General features: G+C 61.7%; 26 protein-coding genes, 1 tRNA gene and 1 pseudogene. 6 read left to right on the plus strand and 22 right to left on the minus strand.

Annotation, left to right across the window (positions count from 1 at the left end; translation table 11 throughout):
- From V7D69_RS02360 to V7D69_RS02395, 8 genes and pseudogenes are all read right to left on the minus strand, one after another.
- Window positions 1–91: pseudogene (locus V7D69_RS02360) on the minus strand (tRNA (guanosine(37)-N1)-methyltransferase TrmD); the annotation flags it as partial.
- A 63-nt stretch (window positions 92–154) separates the two neighbouring features.
- Complete coding sequence (locus V7D69_RS02365; protein ID WP_333604982.1) at window positions 155–529, minus strand: type II toxin-antitoxin system VapC family toxin; 375 nt, start codon at window positions 527–529, stop codon at window positions 155–157.
- On the minus strand, window positions 526–909 hold the full coding sequence (locus V7D69_RS02370) for an AbrB/MazE/SpoVT family DNA-binding domain-containing protein (protein ID WP_333604983.1): 384 nt from the start codon (window positions 907–909) through the stop codon (window positions 526–528). Before V7D69_RS02370 ends, V7D69_RS02365 begins: the two co-directional genes overlap by 4 nt.
- A gap of 30 nt (window positions 910–939) precedes the next feature.
- Window positions 940–1,440, minus strand: coding sequence for a ribosome maturation factor RimM (rimM, locus tag V7D69_RS02375; RefSeq protein WP_333604984.1), 501 nt, complete (start codon window positions 1,438–1,440; stop codon window positions 940–942).
- A gap of 3 nt (window positions 1,441–1,443) precedes the next feature.
- Entirely contained in the window at window positions 1,444–1,899 is a 456-nt protein-coding gene (gene rpsP / locus V7D69_RS02380) for a 30S ribosomal protein S16 (RefSeq protein ID WP_333604985.1), read from the minus strand.
- Window positions 1,900–1,928: 29 nt separating this feature from the next.
- Window positions 1,929–3,383: a signal recognition particle protein gene (gene ffh, locus V7D69_RS02385; RefSeq protein WP_333604986.1), complete on the minus strand. Its 1,455-nt coding sequence runs from the start codon at window positions 3,381–3,383 to the stop codon at window positions 1,929–1,931.
- 254 nt (window positions 3,384–3,637) lie between these two features.
- Window positions 3,638–3,713, minus strand: a tRNA-Ala gene (locus tag V7D69_RS02390).
- A 147-nt stretch (window positions 3,714–3,860) separates the two neighbouring features.
- Window positions 3,861–4,178 carry a TIGR02300 family protein gene (locus V7D69_RS02395; protein ID WP_324062355.1) on the minus strand — a complete coding sequence of 106 codons (318 nt, stop codon included), beginning with the start codon at window positions 4,176–4,178 and terminating at the stop codon, window positions 3,861–3,863.
- A 205-nt stretch (window positions 4,179–4,383) separates the two neighbouring features.
- On the opposite strand from V7D69_RS02395, the gene aroA reads away from it, so the two are divergent.
- From aroA to V7D69_RS02410, 3 genes are read left to right on the plus strand one after another with little or no spacing between them, the layout of a single operon-like run.
- Window positions 4,384–5,700 carry a 3-phosphoshikimate 1-carboxyvinyltransferase gene (aroA, locus tag V7D69_RS02400; RefSeq protein WP_324062375.1) on the plus strand — a complete coding sequence of 439 codons (1,317 nt, stop codon included), beginning with the start codon at window positions 4,384–4,386 and terminating at the stop codon, window positions 5,698–5,700.
- A complete protein-coding gene (locus V7D69_RS02405) occupies window positions 5,697–5,957 on the plus strand; it encodes a CBU_0592 family membrane protein (protein ID WP_324062357.1) in 261 nt (86 codons plus the stop codon). Before aroA ends, V7D69_RS02405 begins: the two co-directional genes overlap by 4 nt.
- Window positions 5,958–6,015: 58 nt before the next feature.
- Window positions 6,016–6,633, plus strand: a complete 618-nt coding sequence (locus V7D69_RS02410; protein ID WP_324062359.1) for a (d)CMP kinase — start codon at window positions 6,016–6,018, stop codon at window positions 6,631–6,633.
- Here the strand turns inward: V7D69_RS02410 and V7D69_RS02415 are convergent.
- Complete coding sequence (locus V7D69_RS02415; protein ID WP_333604987.1) at window positions 6,630–7,421, minus strand: aspartyl/asparaginyl beta-hydroxylase domain-containing protein; 792 nt, start codon at window positions 7,419–7,421, stop codon at window positions 6,630–6,632. The genes V7D69_RS02410 and V7D69_RS02415 overlap by 4 nt on opposite strands.
- 301 nt (window positions 7,422–7,722) lie before the next feature.
- Between V7D69_RS02415 and rpsA the strand changes: the two genes are divergently transcribed.
- Both rpsA and gloB read left to right on the plus strand, forming a co-directional pair.
- On the plus strand, window positions 7,723–9,426 hold the full coding sequence (gene rpsA, locus V7D69_RS02420; RefSeq protein WP_324062363.1) for a 30S ribosomal protein S1: 1,704 nt from the start codon (window positions 7,723–7,725) through the stop codon (window positions 9,424–9,426).
- Window positions 9,427–9,536: 110 nt separating this feature from the next.
- A complete protein-coding gene (gloB, locus tag V7D69_RS02425) occupies window positions 9,537–10,295 on the plus strand; it encodes a hydroxyacylglutathione hydrolase (protein ID WP_324062365.1) in 759 nt (252 codons plus the stop codon).
- A 212-nt stretch (window positions 10,296–10,507) separates the two neighbouring features.
- On the opposite strand, the gene V7D69_RS02430 is transcribed toward gloB, so the two are convergent.
- From V7D69_RS02430 to V7D69_RS02475, 10 genes are all read right to left on the minus strand, one after another.
- Window positions 10,508–11,341: a hypothetical protein gene (locus V7D69_RS02430; RefSeq protein ID WP_324062367.1), complete on the minus strand. Its 834-nt coding sequence runs from the start codon at window positions 11,339–11,341 to the stop codon at window positions 10,508–10,510.
- Between the two features lie 143 nt (window positions 11,342–11,484).
- Window positions 11,485–11,673, minus strand: a complete 189-nt coding sequence (locus V7D69_RS02435) for a hypothetical protein (protein ID WP_324062369.1) — start codon at window positions 11,671–11,673, stop codon at window positions 11,485–11,487.
- A gap of 145 nt (window positions 11,674–11,818) precedes the next feature.
- Complete coding sequence (locus V7D69_RS02440) at window positions 11,819–12,364, minus strand: F0F1 ATP synthase subunit B family protein (protein ID WP_324062371.1); 546 nt, start codon at window positions 12,362–12,364, stop codon at window positions 11,819–11,821.
- Window positions 12,357–12,851 carry a F0F1 ATP synthase subunit B family protein gene (locus V7D69_RS02445; RefSeq protein ID WP_324062373.1) on the minus strand — a complete coding sequence of 165 codons (495 nt, stop codon included), beginning with the start codon at window positions 12,849–12,851 and terminating at the stop codon, window positions 12,357–12,359. Before V7D69_RS02445 ends, V7D69_RS02440 begins: the two co-directional genes overlap by 8 nt.
- A 104-nt stretch (window positions 12,852–12,955) precedes the next feature.
- A complete protein-coding gene (locus V7D69_RS02450; RefSeq protein WP_324061877.1) occupies window positions 12,956–13,180 on the minus strand; it encodes a F0F1 ATP synthase subunit C in 225 nt (74 codons plus the stop codon).
- 38 nt (window positions 13,181–13,218) lie between these two features.
- Complete coding sequence (locus V7D69_RS02455; RefSeq protein WP_324061879.1) at window positions 13,219–14,001, minus strand: F0F1 ATP synthase subunit A; 783 nt, start codon at window positions 13,999–14,001, stop codon at window positions 13,219–13,221.
- 52 nt (window positions 14,002–14,053) lie between these two features.
- Window positions 14,054–14,374 carry an AtpZ/AtpI family protein gene (locus tag V7D69_RS02460; RefSeq protein WP_324061881.1) on the minus strand — a complete coding sequence of 107 codons (321 nt, stop codon included), beginning with the start codon at window positions 14,372–14,374 and terminating at the stop codon, window positions 14,054–14,056.
- 222 nt (window positions 14,375–14,596) lie between these two features.
- Entirely contained in the window at window positions 14,597–14,986 is a 390-nt protein-coding gene (locus V7D69_RS02465; RefSeq protein ID WP_333604988.1) for a type II toxin-antitoxin system death-on-curing family toxin, read from the minus strand.
- A gap of 1 nt (window position 14,987) precedes the next feature.
- Entirely contained in the window at window positions 14,988–15,215 is a 228-nt protein-coding gene (locus V7D69_RS02470; RefSeq protein WP_324061885.1) for an AbrB/MazE/SpoVT family DNA-binding domain-containing protein, read from the minus strand.
- 38 nt (window positions 15,216–15,253) lie between these two features.
- Complete coding sequence (locus tag V7D69_RS02475; RefSeq protein ID WP_324061886.1) at window positions 15,254–16,126, minus strand: LysR substrate-binding domain-containing protein; 873 nt, start codon at window positions 16,124–16,126, stop codon at window positions 15,254–15,256.
- Between the two features lie 86 nt (window positions 16,127–16,212).
- Between V7D69_RS02475 and V7D69_RS02480 the strand changes: the two genes are divergently transcribed.
- Window positions 16,213–16,764 carry a DinB family protein gene (locus tag V7D69_RS02480; RefSeq protein ID WP_324061888.1) on the plus strand — a complete coding sequence of 184 codons (552 nt, stop codon included), beginning with the start codon at window positions 16,213–16,215 and terminating at the stop codon, window positions 16,762–16,764.
- A 117-nt stretch (window positions 16,765–16,881) separates the two neighbouring features.
- Here the strand turns inward: V7D69_RS02480 and V7D69_RS02485 are convergent, their stop codons facing one another.
- From V7D69_RS02485 to V7D69_RS02495, 3 genes are all read right to left on the minus strand, one after another.
- Window positions 16,882–17,283 carry a YdbL family protein gene (locus V7D69_RS02485; protein ID WP_324061890.1) on the minus strand — a complete coding sequence of 134 codons (402 nt, stop codon included), beginning with the start codon at window positions 17,281–17,283 and terminating at the stop codon, window positions 16,882–16,884.
- Window positions 17,283–17,507: a YnbE family lipoprotein gene (locus V7D69_RS02490; protein WP_324061892.1), complete on the minus strand. Its 225-nt coding sequence runs from the start codon at window positions 17,505–17,507 to the stop codon at window positions 17,283–17,285. Before V7D69_RS02490 ends, V7D69_RS02485 begins: the two co-directional genes overlap by 1 nt.
- Before the next feature lie 65 nt (window positions 17,508–17,572).
- Entirely contained in the window at window positions 17,573–20,785 is a 3,213-nt protein-coding gene (locus V7D69_RS02495) for a YdbH domain-containing protein (RefSeq protein WP_333604989.1), read from the minus strand.
- Window positions 20,786–20,807 lie beyond the last annotated feature (22 nt).

The following is a 20,807-nucleotide window of genomic DNA, read 5'->3' on the forward strand; positions in this document are numbered from 1 at the left end:
CCTCGGCCAGCGCCCTGCCCGCCAGCGACAGGCCGAGCGGGCCGGGGAACATCTCAGGGTAGAGGGTGAGGACAGCGGCAGTGAAAGTCATGTCCGGCTGCTCTTTTTGTCCAACACAAGCACGGTGATCGCCGAGAAGATCAGCCAGTTCAAATCAGGCCGCCCAATTCTCGACCTTCAACCCCGGCAGGTCGGCGAAATCCGAAACATTCGCTGTCACCAATATCAGTTGATGCGACAGGGCATGCGCTGCGATCAGTCGGTCATAACTGGCGCGCCTGAAAGGAATCTCGGCATATGTCTGCGCCGCCTTGTAATCGAAGGCAAGCACAGGCACTTCCTCTACGAAAGCGCGCAGTTGCTCGATCGCCGGAGGTTTACCACGCGCAGCGCCGTGGACGACTTCCGCGTACGCCACCGCCGAAGTGACGATATCGCCCTCCTCGCAATCGCCTGCACGCCGAACCACGCCGGCATCGGCGTTCATGACAAGGGCGATGATAACGTTGCTATCGAGCAGGTACTTCACGCGTCCCCGCTCTTATCATGCTCGTTCAGCAGACTGTCCCATAACAGCGGACGTTCCTTGAACACACGATCCTCGGGCTTGATGAACTCAAGGTTTGTCGCCGATCCCGCTACCTTGGCGATGTTGAACTTGCGCTGGGGCCGATCAACAGGCTCGAAACTGAAGAACTCGCCGTTTTCGACGCGAAGATCCATCTCGGTTCCAGCCTCCAACCCCAATCCTGCCGGTAAACGAAGCGCAAGCGAATTGCCAGATTTGAATACCTTGGCACGGAAGTGCTTTACGTCCTTGGTTTTCATCCAAGGTGCCGAACCGAACACGCGCATCAGGGCGGCCTTACGCCGATCCCGTACGGTATCGATTTTTTCTTCCGTGCCCATCACGGCCTCCGTATATACACGATGTATATACTACTCCGCGTAGACCGCTTCAATCAGCAATCGCTCGTGGTCCCATTCGAGCACCGCCGCCCCCTTCATCGGCACCATGAAGCGCTTGCCGTCGGGGCGTTCGATTTCCAGCACATCGCCGGCGCCGAAGTTCTCGACCGCCACGCACTCGCCCAGGTCCTCTCCGCTCGTGGAGACAGCGCGCAACCCGATCAGGTCTGCGTGGTAATACTCGTCCTCCTCCAGCTCCGGCATGGCCGAGCGGGGAACGGTCAGCGCCGTGCCGCGTAGTTTCTCGGCCGCGGTGCGGTCGGGCACTTCCTCGAAGCGCGCGATGGCGCCGCCTTTCCCGTCGTCACGCAGTTTTTTCAGAGTCAGCCCCCCTCCGCAGCCATCATCATTGAAGGCGCGGTAGCGCTTCAGCGCTTCCACGCCTTCTCCGAACAGCTTGAGGCGAACTTCGCCCGTCACGCCATGAGCGCCGGTGACGGCGGCCAGCGTGACAGGTTTGTCCCCGGCCAAGGCTCAGCCCTCGGCCTTTTCCTCAGTGGCTTCGGCCGCGGGAGCTTCTTCAGCGGGAGCTTCCTCGGCGACAACCTCCTCAACCGGAGCTTCGGCGGCGGCCTTTGCGGCTTCCTCAGCCTCGCGCAGCTTTTCAGCCTTTTCCTCTGCGCGATCCTTGGCTTTCTGGCCGGGTTCGCCCTTGTTCGGGTTATTAGTCGCGGCGCGTTCCTTGACGCCGGCCTTGTCAAGCAGACGGGCAACGCGGTCGGTCGGCTGAGCGCCGACGCCGAGCCAGTAGCGTACGCGGTCCTCGACCAGACGCACACGGTTTTCGTCGTCCTTGGTAAGCAGCGGGTTATACGTGCCGACCTGTTCCAGATACTTGCCATCACGCGGCGCGCGCGAGTTGGAGACGACGATCTTGTAATACGGGCGCTTCTTGGCGCCACCGCGCGAAAGACGGATTGAAACGGACATTTTTCTACCTTTCTATCAAATTTTTGGAATTACTTCTTGAGAAATTTACTAAGATCGGGCCCGCCACCGCCGAGACCCGGCAATCCTCCGGCGCCGGGTCCAAGGCCCTGCCCGCCCAGGCCAGGCATCGCGGCATCCAGCCCGCCCTTTCCGAACAGCGCCGCCAGCCCCTTAAGGCCACCCATCTTCTTGATCTGCTTCATCGCTTTGGACATCTCCATGTGCATTTTCAGCAGCTTGTTGACATCCTGAACCTGCGTGCCCGAACCATTGGCGACGCGGATCTTGCGCTTGGCGTTAAGCAGGGCGGGATTGCCGCGCTCCTTGGGCGTCATCGAACCGATGATCGCATCCATGCGCACCAGCACCTTGTCGTCCATCCCAGATGCCTGCATCGCCGCCTTGGCCTTCTTCATGCCTGGCATCATCCCGGCCAGCATGCCCAGGCCGCCCATGCTCTGCATCTGGCGAAGCTGCATGCGCAGGTCGTTCATATCGAACTTGCCCTGTTCCATACGCTTGGCCAGCGCCTCGGCTTCCTCGACCTTGACGGACTCAGCCGCCTTTTCGACGATCGAGACAATGTCGCCCATGCCCAGGATGCGGTTGGCGACGCGGCTGGGATGGAAGACCTCGATCGCTTCCATCTTCTCGCCGGTGCCGGCGAACTTGATCGGCTTGCCAGTAACCGCGCGCATCGAAAGCGCCGCACCGCCACGGGCATCGCCATCCATGCGGGTGAGCACCACGCCGGTCAGCTCAACCTCGCCGGCAAAGCTTTGCGCCACGTTCACGGCGTCCTGGCCGGTCAGCGAATCAACCACCAGCAGCGTTTCACGCGGATTGGAGATTTCGGCGACGGCCTTCATCTCGTCCATGAGTTGCCTGTCGACGTGAAGGCGCCCGGCCGTATCAAGCAGCAGTACGTCCACCGCCTGCAGCTTCGCCGCCTGCAGCGCCCGCGTGGCGATCTCGGTCGGTTGCTGGCCGGCGATGATCGGCAGCGTCGCCACACCCACCTGCTCGCCCAGCACCTTGAGCTGTTCCTGCGCCGCCGGACGGTTCACGTCCAGCGAGGCCATCATCACCTTCTTGCCCTGCTTCTCCTTGAGAAGCTTGCCGATCTTAGCGGTGCTGGTGGTCTTGCCTGAACCCTGGAGGCCGACCATCATGATGACCACCGGCGGGACAGCATCGAGATCGAGGCCCGGCGTGTGATCGCCACCCAGCATCTCGATCAGTGCATCATTGACGATCTTGACGACCTGTTGGCCGGGCGTGACAGACCGCAGAACAGACTGGCCGACCGCTTTCTCGGTCACCTGATCGACAAACCGGCGGACGACAGGAAGCGCGACATCGGCCTCCAGCAGCGCGATGCGCACCTCGCGCATGGCGTCACGGACGTCCTGTTCCTTGAGCGCGCCACGCCCACGCAGCTTGTCAAACACGCCGCCGAGACGATCGGACAGACTGTCGAACATCGCATCAACTCCAACTACGGCGCCGAAACGCCAAAAACGCCGGCGGACGAAACCTCGTCGGCCAGCGTATAATGTATCACCCCCACGAGACCGGGAAACCAGCCTGTGAGTATGGTGAGATTTGCTTCAGGCCGGCGCTAAAGCAGCGGTCTTCGGGAACCGGGGCGACGCAACCTTTACGGTCGTGAGCACCGGAAGCACAGAAGGCCGCGGATTGCAGCCCGGCCTGTAGCAAATATCACCATGCCCGGAAATGGTGGAGCCGAGGGGGATCGAACCCCTGACCTCTACAATGCCATTGTAGCGCTCTCCCAGCTGAGCTACGGCCCCGTGCCATTTTCGTTCGGATCGGCCCTGGGAGGTCCGCTCCGCCCCTTGCTTTCGCTTGGGAGGCCGCCCTCTAGTGGGGGCCTCCTCGGTTGGCAAGAGGGAATTTGGGAGGCGCCGGGTTTTTCACAGGACGCCTCAAGTCAAACTTTATTCGTCGCGTTCGTCGTCGTCGCCGCTGCCGATGCCGAGATCGTCGTCACCGCCCAGGTCGACGTCATTGTCCGGCGAATCGCCATCCTCGTCGAGATCCAGAACCTCTTCGGCCAGATCGACATCTTCCTCCTCGACGACTTCCTTCTTCTGGATTTCCTCGAAGGGAATCGGCTGCTTCGATTTCAGCACCGGTTCAGGGTGCCATTCGTAGCCGCATTCGATGCATTTGACCGGGTCGTCATTGCCCAGATCGTAAAAGCGGGTGCCGCATTTCGGGCAGCCGTGCTTGGCGCCCCACTCAGGCTTGGCCATGAAATGTCCTCATCTTGCCCGCCCGAAGGGACCGGGCGTGAAAATCCGTGTCTTGATGGTAAGGCGCGCACGCAAAATCAAGCCTGCAGGCCGCATCAGGGCGCGCGCCTTGCCATAGGCAGCCCGCGCTGTCAAAAGCCGCGCGTTTTCCAGCGTTCCGACAGCAGAGGCCGTTTTTTCCGTGAACCACGCCGATTCCGCCGCCATGCGCCCTCGCCGCTTTCGTCCTGCCGGAGCGTTGAAGGGACGGATTCGCGTTCCCGGCGACAAGTCGATCAGCCACCGATGCATCATGCTCGGCGCGCTGGCCTTGGGCGAAACGCGTGTAACCGGGCTTTTGGAAGGGGAGGATGTGCTGGCTACGGCAGCCGCCATGCGGGCCATGGGCGCCAGCGTGGTGCGACAGGGGGAAGGCACATGGTCCGTGCATGGCGTGGGCGTGGGCGCCCTCCTCCAGCCGCGCGGCCCGCTCGACATGGGCAATTCGGGCACCTCGACGCGCTTGCTCATGGGCCTTGTCTCCAGCCATCCGATCACCGCCTCGTTCGCGGGCGACGCCTCGCTTTCCAAGCGGCCGATGGGCCGGGTCATCGATCCGCTCTCACAGATGGGCGCAAGCTTCGAAGCCAGCGAAGGCGGCCGCCTGCCCCTGATAGTGCGCGGCGCTCTGCCAGCGGTGCCGATCTCATACCGCCTGCCCGTGGCCTCGGCCCAAGTAAAAAGCGCGGTCCTGCTGGCAGGGCTCAACACGCCGGGCATCACCACCGTGATAGAGCCGGTGCCTACCCGCGATCATTCCGAGCGCATGTTGCGCGGCTTTGGCGCCGAGTTGAATGTCGAGACGGAAACGGACGGCACGCGCATCATCACCATTCGCGGCGAGGCGGAACTCAAGCCGCAGATCATCGACGTGCCGGGTGATCCTTCTTCGGCCGCCTTTTTCATAGTCGCCGCGCTGATAGTGCCGGGCAGCGAGGTGACGATCGAGAACGTCGGACTCAATCCCACGCGCGCCGGACTTATAGAGGTGCTGCGCCGGATGGGCGGGTCGATCGAGGAGTTGAACCCGCGCGAAGTGGGCGGCGAGCCGGTCGCGGACTTGCTGGTGAAACACTCCCCACTCAGGGGCATCGAAGTCGATCCGGCGATCGCCCCCAGCATGATCGACGAGTTCCCCGCCCTCTTCGTCGCCGCTGCCCTGGCCGAAGGAATCACGGTCACCAGCGGTCTTGACGAATTGCGTGTGAAGGAATCGGATCGCCTTGCGGTTATGGCGGCTGCTCTCGGGACCGTCGGCGCGCGGATCGAAGAGCGCGAGGATGGCCTTGTCATCACGGGCACGGGAGGCGAAGCGCTGGGCGGATCCGCGGTGACCATCGCCACTCACCTCGATCACCGCATTGCGATGTCGATGGCGGTGGCGGGTCTCGTCAGCCGCGAAGGTATCGAGATTGATGACACGCGGCCCATCGCCACCAGCTTCCCGGTGTTCGAGGCGATGCTTCACGGCCTCGCCGCATGATCCTGTCCCACCAGGCAGCCAATGTCGTGGGATTCGCGGGCATGGCCTGCATTATTTTCGCTTACGCCTATGTTACCGGCCGAGCGCGAGCGAACCCATTCATTCAGCACGGCGTGAACCTGCTCGGCGCCTGCCTGCTCACGGTTTCGCTCTTGGTGAACCTCAACCCGCCCTCGCTTGTCCTGGAAGGCTTCTGGGCGGCCATCGCCATATGGGGCCTCACTAAGGCAATGCGCGCACGGCGAGGCGGGCATTGACGGGGATAGCTCACGGCCGCGCTTGCCTGATCCCGCGAGCCGCGCCAAAGGCGGCACAATGATTATCGCCGTCGATGGACCAACCGCCTCAGGCAAAGGCACGATCGCCAAAGCGCTGGCGGCGCATTTCCGATTGCCGCATCTCGATACCGGGCTCCTTTATCGAGCGGTCGGTCGCCAATGCCAGCTTGACGGAGGCGATCCCAACGATCCGGTCGCGGCGTTGGCCGCCTGCAGCTTTCCTGAAAGCCTGCTCGCCGATCCGGAACTGCGCTCGGAAGAAGCGGGGGGCCTGGCTAGCCAAGTCTCAGTGCATCCGACCGTTCGCCGCGCCCTTTATGAAAGGCAGCGCAGCTTCGCGCTGCAGCCTGGCGGTGCAGTGCTCGACGGGCGCGATATCGGCACGGTGATCGCGCCGGAGGCGGACATAAAGCTTTTCGTCACCGCTTCGGTCGAAGCACGGGCGCTGCGCCGTTTCCTAGAAATGCAGGCACATGGCCGCGCGGTGTCCTTAAAGGATGTCGCTACCGATCTGGCGGCCCGCGACGACCGCGACCTTAGCCGCAAGGAAGCCCCACTGGCCGTGGCCGAGGACGCGATAGTCCTCGATACATCCGAACTGGACCGCGATGAGGCGATTGCCGCCGCCATCGCGGTTGCGGGCAAGAGGCGCTAATCCCGCTTGCGATTGCGCCAGCGTTCGACGCCCGCTCGCGCGTCCTGCACGAAGCGCGAACGTCTTACCCCTTCCAGGAACAAGTTGCCGATTATCCACCCGACAGGGCCGACCGGCCGCTTGAATTGCACCAGCAGGACGATCCGCGTCTCGTCGCTGTCGTTGACAACCTCATGATTATAGACGTCATCGAAGACAAGGCATTTGCCTTCCCGCCATTCCAGCCATTCGTCAACGACGCGCATCCGGCATTTGGCGGACTCTCGCGGAACCTGGATGCCGAGGTGGCAGGTGAGGAAAGCCTTGGACACGCCGGTATGCGCCGGCAGATGCGTGCCCGGCACCAGAATCGAAAAGAATGCGGAGTTCAGCCCCGGCACTTTCGAAATCAGTTCAGCGGTGCGAGGGCAGGCGCGGCAATTCGCTTCATCGCGATATCGGTAACCCACCAGAAAGAATGAGCGCCAGCGCCCGGCCGGTGCGATCCGCCGGTGATCCGGCGAAATCGTCGCGAGCGGCGGCACTTCTTCAAGGTCCTGCAGCACGGCGGCCGCCTCATCGCGAATGATCTCCCAATTATCCTCAAGGGTGCGAGTCCAGGCGAAGTCGGCGGCATCATAGACCGGAACGTCAGGAACGCGCGAACTGCGCGAAATCCAGCGATTGGTCTTGGGCTGAATCCATTTGCCGAAACGAATGAGCAGGGAAGCCTTGGGCACCAGCGCCTTGCTGGGAGGCAATGTTGCATCGATAGCATCGGGAATGGGCGCGGTAACCGGGTCCGCCATGAAATGAAATGTCCTCAAATTGTTCCGGCAACTGAAAATGAAAGGTTTTACGCCCTTGCGCAAGCATCTTACTTTCCGGTCGGCTCTCTATTTGCGCCCGTTTTTCTTTGCATTTTCATGCCCAGGGGCATAAGGGCGGCCGGTCCGTCAGGCTATTGATGCTTGGCGGTCGCCGTGATCGGCATTCGGTCGCCACGGCAGTTCGGCCCTTTTGGCCCGCCGATGCAATGGTGCGGATGGCGGAGGAAGACCGGCGGAACCAACCGCCTGGCCGGAAAATCGTTAATAGAGAGAATCTTACATGGCATCTTTCGCCAACCCCACTCGCGATGATTTCGCGAAATTGCTTGACGAACAGCTCGGCGGCGTCGCCGATGATGGCTTTGAGGGCCGCGTCGTCAAGGGCACCATTACCGCCATCGAAAATGACAAGGCCGTCATCGACGTGGGCCTCAAGAGCGAAGGCCGCGTGCCGCTGCGCGAGTTCGCGCGCGGCGAAGGCGAACATGGCCTGAAAGTCGGCGACGAAGTCGAAGTCTATGTCGACCGTGTCGAGAACGCCGATGGCGAAGCCATGCTTTCGCGCGACCGCGCCCGCCGCGAAGCCGCGTGGGACAAGCTGGAAAGCGAATTTGGCGAAGGCAAACGCGTCGAAGGCGTGATCTTCGGCCGCGTCAAGGGCGGCTTCACCGTCGATCTCGACGGCGCCGTGGCCTTCCTGCCGGGCTCGCAGGTCGATATCCGCCCGGTCCGCGACGTGCAGCCGCTGATGGACGTGCCGCAGCCCTTCCAGATCCTCAAGATGGATCGCCGCCGCGGCAACATCGTGGTTTCACGCCGCGCCGTGCTCGAAGAAACGCGCGCCGAACAGCGCAGCGAACTGATCGACAAGCTCTCCGAGGGCCAGATCCTCGACGGCGTCGTCAAGAACATCACCGATTACGGCGCGTTCGTTGACCTCGGCGGCATCGACGGCCTGCTCCATGTCACCGACATGAGCTACAAGCGGGTGAACCACCCCAACGAGGTCATTAACATCGGCGACACCGTGCGGGTCCAGATCATCCGCATCAACCAGGACACGCAGCGCATCTCGCTGGGCATGAAGCAGCTTGAGAGCGATCCCTGGGAAGGCGCGGCGGTCAAGTATCCGGTCGGCGCCAAGCTCTCCGGCACGGTCACCAACATCACCGAATACGGCGCCTTCGTGGAACTGGAGGCGGGCATCGAGGGCCTTGTCCACGTGTCCGAGATGTCCTGGACCAAGAAGAACGTCCACCCCGGCAAGATCGTCTCGACCTCGCAGGAAGTCGAAGTCATGGTCCTCGAAGTCGACAGCGACAAGCGCCGCATCTCGCTTGGCCTCAAGCAGGCCCAGCAGAATCCGTGGGAAGCTTTCGCCGAGAAACACCCGGTCGGCTCGCAGGTCGAAGGCGAAGTCAAGAACGCAACCGAGTTCGGCCTGTTCATCGGCCTCGACGGCGATGTGGACGGCATGGTCCACATGTCGGATATCGCCTGGGGCATTTCTGGCGAAGATGCGCTGGCGCTGCATCGCAAGGGCGAAATGGTCCAGGCGGTGGTGCTTGACGTCGATGTCGAGAAGGAACGCATCAGCCTTGGCATGAAACAGCTTGAGCGTGGCGCCCCCGCTGCTGGCGGCGCGACTTCGGGCAGCTCGCTGCGTCGTAACGAGGTCATCACCGTGACCGTGCTTGAAGTGCGCGACGGCGGGCTCGAAGTGCAGGCCGGCGACGATGGCGCCACCGGCTTCATCAAGCGCTCCGACCTTGGCCGCGACCGTGACGAACAGCGTCCCGACCGCTTCCAGGTTGGCCAGAAGGTCGATGCCATGGTCACCGGCTTCGATCGCTCGAAGAAGCCCAACTTCTCGATCAAGGCGCGCCAGCTTGCCGAAGAGAAGGAAGCTGTTGAGCAGTACGGCTCGTCCGATTCGGGCGCGTCGCTCGGCGACATCCTTGGTGAAGCGCTGAAGAACCGTTGATCGCAGGCCCGGCTTCGCCGGGGCGCGAAACGAAAAGCCCGTCCGGAGCGATCCGGGCGGGCTTTTGCTTTGACGGACAAACGCTACATTAATGAACGAGGAGAAATCCGATGCTTGAAATTCACCAGTTCCCGTGCCTGTCCGACAATTACGGTTACCTCCTTCACGATCCGGAGAGTCAGGAAACCGCCTGCATCGACACACCCGATGCTGAGGAATATCTGCGCCAGGCGGGCCGCAAGGGATGGCAGATCACGCAGATCTGGAACACGCACTGGCATCCCGACCATGCCGGCGGCAACACTACGATCAAGGCAGCCACCGGCTGCCGTATCATCGCGCCAGCGGCCGAAGCCGATAAGATCGCCGGCGTCGATCGTAGCATCAAACACGGCGATGTTGTGGCGATCGGCAATCGCAAGGCTGCGGTGATTGATGTGGGAGGCCATACGCTTGGCCATGTCGCCTATCACTTGCCGGGTGCCTGCGTCGCCTTCGTCGGCGATTCGCTTTTCGCGCTGGGTTGCGGGCGCATGTTCGAAGGCACGGCTTCGCAGTTTTGGACCAGCCTCAAACGCCTGAAAGCGCTTCCTCCCGAAACCATGCTTTACTGCGCGCACGAATATACCGCATCCAACGCGAAGTTCGCACTGCACGCTGATCCCGACAACGCCGACCTTGCAGCCTATGTCGAGGAAATAACCCGCCGCCGCGCGCGCGATCTGCCCACCGTGCCCACCAAGCTCGAACGCGAACTCAAGACAAACCCGTTCCTGCGGGCGGATGATCCCAAAATGCGGGCCCGTTGGGGCGGCGGCGATGCCGTAGCGACGTTTGCGGCACTGAGGAGCGCGAAGGACTCTTTCTGATCGCGCGAAAAGGCGGGAACCGGTCTTTCGCAAAAAACGATGCGGCAACAAAGAATGAAAGAAGGCACCCCGCGTCCGCTTCAACGCAGCCCACGCTAAGGAACGTCGCCATGGATGGCGCACGATCCGATCGAATTGAATCAGATCATGCGCGAAATTTCCTTTTTGTGCATTTCCCGGCCGTCAGCGGTTCAAGCTGATTTGAAAATGCTTTAGCGAACCGTGAAATCGAAAATGCGGGCCGTCATCGCTCCGCCGGCACCTGCGCCGGCAAGGGAATAGATGAAGCCATATTCACCCGCCGGCAACGGCGCCTGAGGCTGAACGACAAATACCCCTGGCCGAACCGCCGAATGCGTAAAGGCAATCCGCTCCTTGTCCATCACGCCGGTCTTTGCGCCGCCAATGTTTACGCTGCCGACGCGCGCTTCCCGCCGCCCATTCTTTTTCGTCAGACGCACCAGCGTCAATTCGGCCGGCGAATTGACGACCGTGTTAGCGCCGCTCGCCCATGCGGAACTGCTGTCGCCATTGGACTCGGCCGAAAAAAAATAGAACTTCGGCTGAGTACCCATCGGCACGCGCGACGTGTCGTTCTGGATCGCGGCCTTGATGCTCATGCTCGCCAAGCCGCCTGTCAGAGCATAACCGAACAGCCCGCCGGTCTTTGCCTGATTGCTAACCGTCGGCTCCATCCGTTGCATGCGTTGAATCCGCCCCTCCTCCTGCAAGGCGTAGAATCCGGCAGGATGCGGCACCATGGGATCGGGCGAATCGAGGGATGGCGCAATCTTGGCTACGTAACGATTGCCGATCAGCGCAGCGATCACAGCCGAGGACACCCCTTGCCTCCGAAGCGCGATCATGTCGTCCGTGGAAAGATCGAAATCGACCTTGTCTGCTGCGATCTTGGCGATGATCGCATCATCGCCAAGTCCCAGTTGAGTCAATTGGACGGCCGATGTCTTGTCAAGCGGACCTGCCAGCACGGGAGCTGCCGCGCACGTTAACGAAAGCAGCATAGTGAATTTGGCGATAGCTTTCATATTCCCCCCTTGATTCCAAACACATGGAACCTCAACGAAGCCTCTCCGCCGGAATTATCATGACGGTGGCGAAATTAAAGCGGATCGACGATTAAATTGCTGAAAATCGTCCGCGAGGATAACGCCTTTCGCTCAGGCGCCCATTACGTTTTGGGAAACGCCATGGTCCGGTTAAGGCGATCCATCACTTCTTCCAGGGGCTCGACCACGGTAACGCTGCGGCCTTCTCCGAAACGGATGCGCGTGCCTTCGCTCACTTGCGAAATGAAAGTGACCTGGCCAGCGTTGATTGCGGTGGCAGTGCGATCGGTTCCGGTGAACTTGACGAACATGTGCGTCCTCTCCTTCCCAGCTCAATTCGGCTGGAAAGCTGGAGCCTAAGGCCAGACTGGTCACAGTGAAAGCTGTTCACGCAAAAAAGCCCCCGCCCAAACGCGGAGGCTTTCTTGTTCCAGATCGAGCCGAAGCGGCGCGAGATCAGATCCCGGCGATCGCCTTATCGACCAGCGCCTTGTCTGCAGCGGCCGAATGATTGGCTGCGATCAAACCCTTGGCGGCTGCAGCCGCCGCGGCGGCTGCCTGGTTGCGCAAGTCCGTGACGGCGGCGAGTTCAGCAGCGGCGATCTTGTCATGCGCCATCTTCTCACGCCGGGCTATGACCTCGGCGGTGTCCTTCTCCGCCTTGGCTACAATCGCCTCAGCTTCGTGGCGAGCGTGATCGAGCATGGCGGCGGCGTCCTTTTCGGCGCCGGCGATCTTGTCAGCATATTCCTTGCGCAACGCTTCGGCCTCAGCACGCAGGGTCTTGGCCTCCTCCAACTGGGCCTTGATCTCCGCGATCTTGGCATCCAGTCCGCCGGCCAGCAGCCGGGGCGCGCCCTTCCAGACCAGGATCGCCAGCAATACGATCATCGATGTGCTGACAATCGCGACCGGCGGCGCGAATCCGAGCAGCATCGGCTCAGCTTCATGCTCTACAACGGCGTGGGGGGCGTTCTGCGCCGTGACGGTATTTTCAGCCATGGACGAGGTTCTCCTTCACGGCGGAGCGCACCGCGCCATCGTCAAGCGAAATGCCCGCGATGCGGCTCACGATCTCGCGCGCGGCGTCGGCGGCGACGTCCTCAATCTCGGCCGAAGCCGAGCGGCGAGCTTCGGCGATGCGCTTCTCAGCGTCCGCCAGCTTGCCATCGATCACCACCTGAACCGCGCTCAAGCGCTCGGCAGCAGCGGATGCGGCCTTGTCGCGTGCGGCGGCGATCAGCCCGTGGGCTTCGGCGCGATTCGCATTCTCGCGAGCGAGCCAGTCCGCCTCCTCCTGTTCCGCCTGCTTGCGCGCACGCTCTGCGGCGAGGAGGTCATCGGCAATCTGCTTGTCGCGCTTAGCGACGGTATCCATCACCTTCGGCACCATGCCCCGCCCGACGACGAAGAAGGTGAGTCCGAAGAAAACCAGCAACCAGAAGATCTGGCTGGCGTAAAATTCGCCTAGCTGTGCGATCTGAGGCATGAATCAGCCCTGTCTTAAGGTGGCTGTGAAAAACGTCATTGCCGGATCGCCGACCACCCTGCCCAAAGGCGCTGGCGGCCGCTCGATCCGGCAATGACGGGCTATCACTTGAAGATCAGCAGCGCTGCGATAACGAACGACAGCAAGCCCAGAAGCTCCGCACCGGCGAAGCCGATGAAGAGGCGACCCTGCTGAGCGTCAGCGGCGCCCGGATTGCGCAGCGCGCCTTCGAGGAACTTCGCGAAGACGTTGCCCACACCGATCGAGGCGAGGCCAGCGCCGATAGCGGCGAAACCAGCACCGAGCAGCTTTGCAGCTTCTGCGTCCATTTCAAAAACTCCTTTGGTAAACCCGATTGGCGATAAAATCAGTGAAGGTTCTCAGCGTCGTTAAGGTAGACGCAGGTGAGAAGAGCGAAAACATATGCCTGAATGCCGGCGACCAGCAGTTCCAGCGCGCAGATGCCGACCATCAGGATGAAGCTTGGCAAGCCCGCAACCGCGAAGAGCACCGCCCCGCCATTGCCGCCGCTGATGACGAAGCTGGACAGCACCTCCAGTAGGACGTGGCCGGCCATCATCGCCACGAAAAGCCGCAGGCCAAGGCTGAACGGGCGCACCAGGAATGAGATCAGTTCCACGCAGAAGATCAGCGGGATCATGATGACCGGGGTGCCGTGCGGCACGAACAGCGAGAAGAAGTGCAGCTTGTGCTTGGCGAAGCCGACGATCAGCACGATCGAGAAGGAGAGGATCGCTAGCACGCCGGTGGCCGAGAAATGGCTGGTGAAGGTGAACGGGTGCAGGCCGAACACGCCCAGCGGCATCAGCCCCAGGAAGTTGGCGAAGAGAATGAACATAAACAGGGAAAAGATGTACGGAACGTATTTCTTGCCCCCCGGCCCGACGTTGGCGGCCAGCATTCCATCGATGAAGCCGGTGAAAGTTTCCACCGCCATCTGCCAGCGGCCGGGCACCAGTTGGCGCTTCATGCCGCCGGCCACGAAGATAATAAGCGCAACCGCGGCGATCGCCATCCAGAGCGCCGAATTGGTAAAAGGAATATGGTAGCCCGCGATGTTCCAGTTCGCTCCAGCCAGCGTCTCTAGCTGGAACTGGTGCATCGGGTCGACCTTGCCTTCGGCTGCCACGCGAATATCCCTGCTGCCAATGAACGACAGCGCCCTTTCCACCCCTGATGGGTCAGTCCGGGCGCCGGTTCGAAATCCGGATTATGTTCCTGAAGGCGACACCAATCCCAAGGAACAGCATCACCAACAGACCCCAGGGCGACGTTCCGGCAAAGTGATCGATCACCCAGCCCAGGAACAAGCCGCCCGCGATTCCCCCCAGCAATTCCGACAGCACACGATTACCGACGCGATAGCTCTCGTCCGTTTCCATGCCCGCCGCCGGTCGGTTGCGCTTCTCTTCCCGCTCACGAAGGGCTTTCAGCCTTTCGTCGAGCGCGTCCATCCGCGCATCCTCGCCAACAGGGTCTCGGGCAGGCGGCTCGTCGTTCATGTCAGGCTCCTTTTGCGCAGGAACGGTTGACGCGTGCAACGGCTACCCGCCGAGGGCGCCGCCCCCTTAGGTTGCGGCTTTTGCCAAGTCAACCTTGGCGGGCGCCGGGCCTTGCTTGTCATTTCGAATTACACCCGCTCGCCCGGATAAATTCGGGCGCCAACCGAACGGCAGCTTTCAACGAGCCGTTCCGAGTCCGAGAATGTCGGATTTTCAGGCGGGTCAGGATAGCCTTGCTCTGAACCAATCCGCCACTTCAGCTTCGGCCAGCGTGCCACTGGCCAGGGCCAGAACCATATGGACGGCTTCCTCAGGCACAAAACCGATCTGCACATCGTTAAGGGCCAGAAACAAACGCGCCAGCACCCACGCCGTGCGCTTGTTGCCATCTGTAAAAGGATGGTTGCGCGCCACGCCATAGGCATAGGCCGCCGCCAGAGCACACAGATCAGTTTCGCCATAGGCCCATTGGTTGCGCGGGTGGCCCAGTGCCGATTCCAGAATCGCAGTATCTCGCAAACCAATCGGGCCACTATGCTCGGCCAGTTGGCGATCGTGGATCGCCAAGGCAAGCTCGGTCTCAATCCAGACCGGTTCAGCAATTTGGACCATCTTACTTGGCCAGAACCCTCAGGATATCCCTGTCCTCACGCATGATTTGCTCGGCCAACGCCATTTTAACTTCGAATGAAGGATCGGCGGCCGTGATCCGGATGCCATCGGGCGTTTCGGACACGTATAGCGTGTCGCCCACCCCGGCGCGCAGCTTGGCGAGCAATTCCTTGGGCAGGACGACACCGGCGGAATTGCCGATCTTGGTGATCTTGAGGCTGGCGTTCATACGAGGGTTATAACATCAGATGCGAGATTCTCAACGGGCTATCCTGAAGCCGTGAACTGCCGATCAGGCCGCGCATGACTTAGGAGCCACGCTTCCAACCGCGTTATCGCATTCAATCGTGGTTTTCCCGCCCGCGGCCTTACAAAGTAGTAGCCCTCCCCAAGAGAGAGCGTTGGGCCTAGGGCGTAAAGATGGCCGGTCGCCAGATAGGGCGCGGTATAAGCGTGATCCATCATCGCGACGCCCGCGCCTGCCAAGGCGGCTTCCATCGCCTGCGCCCGGGTCTCGACCACCATGCTCCGATCAGGCGGATCGCCGACCTTGCCCAATGCTCTCCACCAACGATTCCAATCCCGAAAACGGGAGCGCGCGCGGATGACGGTGCTGGCGTCGCACAACTCTGCAATGTCAGGGTGTGCGACAGGATGCAGCGTTTCGTGGAATAGCCGGGTTGCGATCAGACCTCCCCAACCACCGAGACCGTGCCGAATGGCGCAGTCGAAGTCTTCAGCTTCCAGATCAACTGTTCTTGTCGTTGTGGAGATAGCCAATTCCACATCGGGGTTTTGACGTTGCCAGTCCGAAAGACGCGGTATCAACCAGCGCGATGCAAAGGTTGCAACTGTGCTGATCCGTAATTGTCCATGTCGGCGCCGAAGGGGTGTCACAGCGGCCTCTATACGGTCGAGCGCGTCTCCCATCACCATCAAGAGGGCTTCTGCGTCATCCGTCAATTTGGCGCATCGGCCAACCTGACGCACAAGCGTTACACCGAGCTGCCGTTCCAATTCTGCGATCCTGTGCGAGAGCGCCGAACGCGTCACACCTAGGGCCTCAGCCGCCCTCGATAGGCTTGGTGCGCTTTTCAGGGCGGCAAGAGCCTGCAAGCTTCTGGTTGAAGGTAAGTCCATGTCGCCTGTGCCCCCGATGCGACGCGTGAATATATCTCACGCAATTCTTTCCGCAAAGCCGCTACCTTCCAGGGAGGAGATCAAACATGAACGCAACAGTCTTCAACCAGTTCGCCGGTTACAATCGTTGGGCAAATGCCCGCCTTTATACGGCTGCCCTTGCCTTGCCGGACGAGGCTTATCGGCGTCCCTTAGGCGTTTTCTTCAAGAGCCTGCATGGCACGCTAAATCATCTGCTTGCCATCGATCGACTGTGGCTTCGTCGTCTGACAGGTGAAGGTGTGCCTCCTGATCGACTTGACGCCATCATACACAAGGATCGACACGATCTAGCGCGCGCCCGCGTCGAGGAGGACGAACGAATCTTGGCGGTTGTCTCAAGCTACGATGAAGCCGCCTTGGACCGCATTCATGCTTACCGGACGATCGGCGGCAAGCCACAGGAGCAGCGGGTCGCGGATATCCTCCAGCACTTATTCAACCATCAGACGCATCATCGCGGGCAAGCGCATGCCTGCTGCTCGATATTGACCGGGGAGGAGCCGCCCTCGCTTGACCTTCTCGCATTTCAACGTGGTGTTCCGGCGCCATCTCTGGCCGGCGATGGTTCCACTTCAGGATCGGCGCAGCAATCATAGAGTGCCTAAAACGTGATAGACCTGATACGACCGCCTCCCGCAGAGAAAGCATCAACAGTCAGCGCCAACTCTGCCGCTGAATGCCTTTGTCCGTGCCGGACTACCGGCGTGCCACGGTTATTTGCAGCCCGCCGGGCGCTGAGGCATGGCCGGACCGCGCGTTTGCCACGAACCGTCAGGCGCCTGGTACTTTTCGCCCGCCCTTGTTTCCGCCAGCAGGCGGCAGGCCGAGGCTGTGGCGTATTCCTGCACCGTGCTTTTCGACGTGGCGGCGCCTTCGGTATAGACTTGGCGGCGCTTGTTGTTCAGATCGCGCACCATCGCGGTGACCGAGGCCGGTTGGCTGCCCACGACACCGAGATAACCGTCCTGCTGCTCACCCACCTGACCGGCGGCGCGCGCGGCGGCATATTCGGGACTGCGCCCTTCGGCATGGGCCGTGACAGCGCCGGTCGCCAACACGGCAGCCGCGCCGGCCATTCCCAACGTTCTGAAACCTTTGATAGTCCATCTGGCCATCAGAAAATGTCCCTGTTCTGCTCGATCGTCTTGGCCGCGTCTCCGTCCAGACGATAGACTACTTCCTGCCGGATGTTGATGTTCAGTTCGATCACGATCGGCTTCTCGGGCGCCGCGACATTCACGCATCCGCCCAGTATTCCGATCGCGCCTCCGACCACCAGCATCACACCGGCGCGAACGGCGCGCCTGCCGGACCCGTGATTTTCCCGCTGCAGTTTCATTTCGCCCCGCCGTTTGTTGGGAGGGTACTTCGCAGCCGGAAAGCCTCCGGTCAATTCGCGTGCCTTCATGGATTTTTCTCACTGACTGGAGGCTGAATGGTCGGTTCGGGGCTGACCGGTTCGGCGCCTCGGTTCGGAAGCGGCCGCCCGTCCGTGCCGATAAGACCCAGCGTGCGTGGGTCGGTTACATAAGTGGGATCGTAAAGCGAGCGCAGCGGGGCAAAGAGGCTGAAGAACGGCGCCTTAACGTTGACGATGAAATGGATCGGCAGCTTCGCAACCTGCTTTGTCAGGAAATTCCGTTTGGCCCCGGCGCCCTGGCTGATGCCGTTGAAGCTGACGCGGGTGATGATTTCACCCGCCAGAGTGCCGTCCAGCGAGATTTCCATGCGTTGGTAATTCATCGACTTGAGCGCCTCGAAGGCGAAATTGCCCATCGCCGACAAATCCTTGTAGCTAAGCTCGCCCACGTAAGCGACGCTGCCCCCCGGTGGGCGCGAGACGAGGCGGCCCGCTTCGATGCGCCCACCGTTCTCGTCAAAGATCAGGGGCAGTTCACCATCGAAAACACCCGATGCGCTGAGGTTTTCTAGCTGCAGGTGCTGAACCAGCGCAGATGCGTAAAGGCCATTGACCTTCAGCGTGTAATGGCGGGTTTCCGCGATGCCGATTTTCATTCGCGCCGGCTCCAGCGCCAGCGTGCCGCCCATGAAGGGCCAGTGCGCGCCATTGATCTGGAGAAGATGATCCGGCTTCATCTCGAACGAGACGATGCCGTCCGTCACTTCGATGCCGGGATTGATCGAGGCGATGCGCAGCGTCTGGTCAGGAGCCGTAACAAGGCCGAGCAGATCAGTGAGCGCCACCTCACCGACAAGGCCCTTAACCGGGCCGAAAGGCGCGGCGAAGGCGAGCCCATCCGTGGCGAAGCGGCCATGGCTCGTAACGCCCTTGGGATTCCAGTCGATGCGTCCGGTGCCGCGGACGGTGCCTTCAAGGTTCGAGACTACGCCAAGCGCCAATGGTGAGAGCGTATCGGCCTGCAGCTTTTGATCGAACCGGACACCCTTCACCGTAAGGTCCGCGTGCCCGGCGGCGGTGGCAAGATTGTGGACGATTTCCTCCCGCACCACTTCGCGGTCACTCATCGGTTCGCGAAGGACCGCCTGTGCCGTGACGACATCGTTCGCCAGATGCAGGACGGCGTCGCGCGCGATCAGCGGCTTGAAGCGAGCGTCCTTCTGGCGATCCACAAGTGTGAAGCGCGCGCCGTCGATTGCCAGCATCCCGTTGGAATAGCGCCAGCGGCCAGCCATGTTCCGAAGATCAAGCGGCACCGCGTAAAGCCCCATGTCGGCGCGATCGAACGTCCCGGCTATATCCTTTCCGACGCTTGCCTGCAGATCACTGATGCTGAAATGCGAAGCGTTGGCAACCGGCCCCAGATCGATCTTGAGCGCCTGCGCTTTTATCGCGCCGGGCCGCGAGCCCGCTCGGGCAAAACTGATCGGACCGCTGGCAATGCGAATGGGCGTCTGCCCGAGGTGGCCGGCGAGATCAAGTGTGGGAACGCCGGCAGCGATCCGCCATTCCGCACCCTGCCCGGTCACAACCGCCCCACCACCGGCCGGACATAGTTTCAGTCGGTGGCGGTCAACCGTCAGACTTGCGAAAGTCAGGCGATCGAACGTCACTTGCGTGCAAGTCTGCCAAAGCGAGAGGTCGCCATTAGCGGCCCAACGCCCGTCAATCGGAAGCACCAGATTTTCGGCACGGCCACCGGGCAGATCGCCTGTGACTGCGGTTTGCCCACTGAATGCCAAGGTTCCGTCAGCGCTTACCGCGAGCGCCAATCGGGGCAAAGCGATGCGGGCGTTGCCAGCACTATATTCGGGCATGTCGACATGCATCGCCAAGGCGCCGCCATAGCTTTCCATTCGCCCGGAAACCTGCGGCAACTGACGACCGCCGGTGACGAAATTCCCGGTCACGTGCGGCCTGCCCGTGGCGGGGAACATCGCCTGAACACGCGAAAGCGTCAGCAAGGAGACTCCGCTGCCGCCTTTGAGCGCGCCGTGTGGCACGACCATGCTCATCCCCTCGGGAGAACGACGCAAGATCAGGTTGACCGCCAGTGTGCTGTTGCGGGTTTCGCGCGCCAGGCCCGCGCGTACTTGCGCGGCGATCGGCGCCAGCAACGTTCCCGTGCCCGCACGCTCGGTCTGAAGCAGCATCCGGTCAGGAAGGGAGCCGAGCGCTATCCCGTTGCCGTCGAAATCGCCCTCGACATCGAAACGGCCAAGTCCTTCTGCAGAGCGGGCGCGCCCGTCAAAGGAAAGTGCGGCGAAGCGTGCTTGCGGCGTCACCACGCCGCGGGCTGCGACGCGATAGCGAGCGTTCAGCGCATGCTTGCGATAAGTAAAGCCGCCGGTGCCTGACGCGCCCTGAAGCGCATTGCCCCCATAACGTCCACGATCGGCGCTAAGACCGAACTTCCCTTCGGCTCCGTCCAATCCCTTGTCGAAAGTGACCTTCGCCTGCAAACCCGCGCGGGCCAGCGCCAGCGACTGTGCTGGACAGACCAGGTCCCGAAGCCGCACCGGCCCTTCGAATCTGGGTTTCTGCGCTGCCGTGGTGACCTTTCCGTAAAGTGTCACCTGCCCCGTCTTGCAGCCGTTGATGGAGAGCGTCGGCATGATCGCGGCCAGTTCGCCGGAAAATCCCCCCCGCAGCCGGCCCTTGCCCTGCAATCTAGCGCCGAGCCGCCCATAATCGCTCTCAATCAGCGCACGACCGTCCACCACCGCCAGATCGAGGTCAGGCATCTCGAAGGGGCCGCCCTTCCCTTTGAAAAGGGCCTTGTCGAGACTGCCCAAAGTCAACTTTCCGCCATGCATGTCACCATAAAGGCGCGGCTTTACCACCGTTATCCGCCCGATGCCGGGCATGCCCCAATCCAGGCGCGTGGCCACGCGCAGTTCCTTGATGGTGATATCCGGCTTAGCCGGGTCGCCGATCACCAGATCGCGAACCACCTGCTCGGACGGACCGACCGACACAATCGTGTAGCGCGCATGCAGACCCAGCGAATCGAGCTGCCGGGCAATCACATTGTCAGCGATGTCCTTGCGCATCGCCCAGGTCAGACCCAGCGCGACTGTCAGCACGCCGGCGCCGACGAACAATGCGGTACGCCCGCGGGCACGGCGAAGTGACGGTGCGCCCGTGTCGTTCGCCGTAAGATCGGCGTCAGGGGACTGGTCCTGCTCTTGCACCATCTGCTCCATCCCTTGCGCTGGC

It is taken from the genome of Novosphingobium sp. (assembly GCF_036733805.1).
In the GTDB taxonomy this organism is placed as follows: Bacteria; Pseudomonadota; Alphaproteobacteria; order Sphingomonadales; family Sphingomonadaceae; genus Novosphingobium.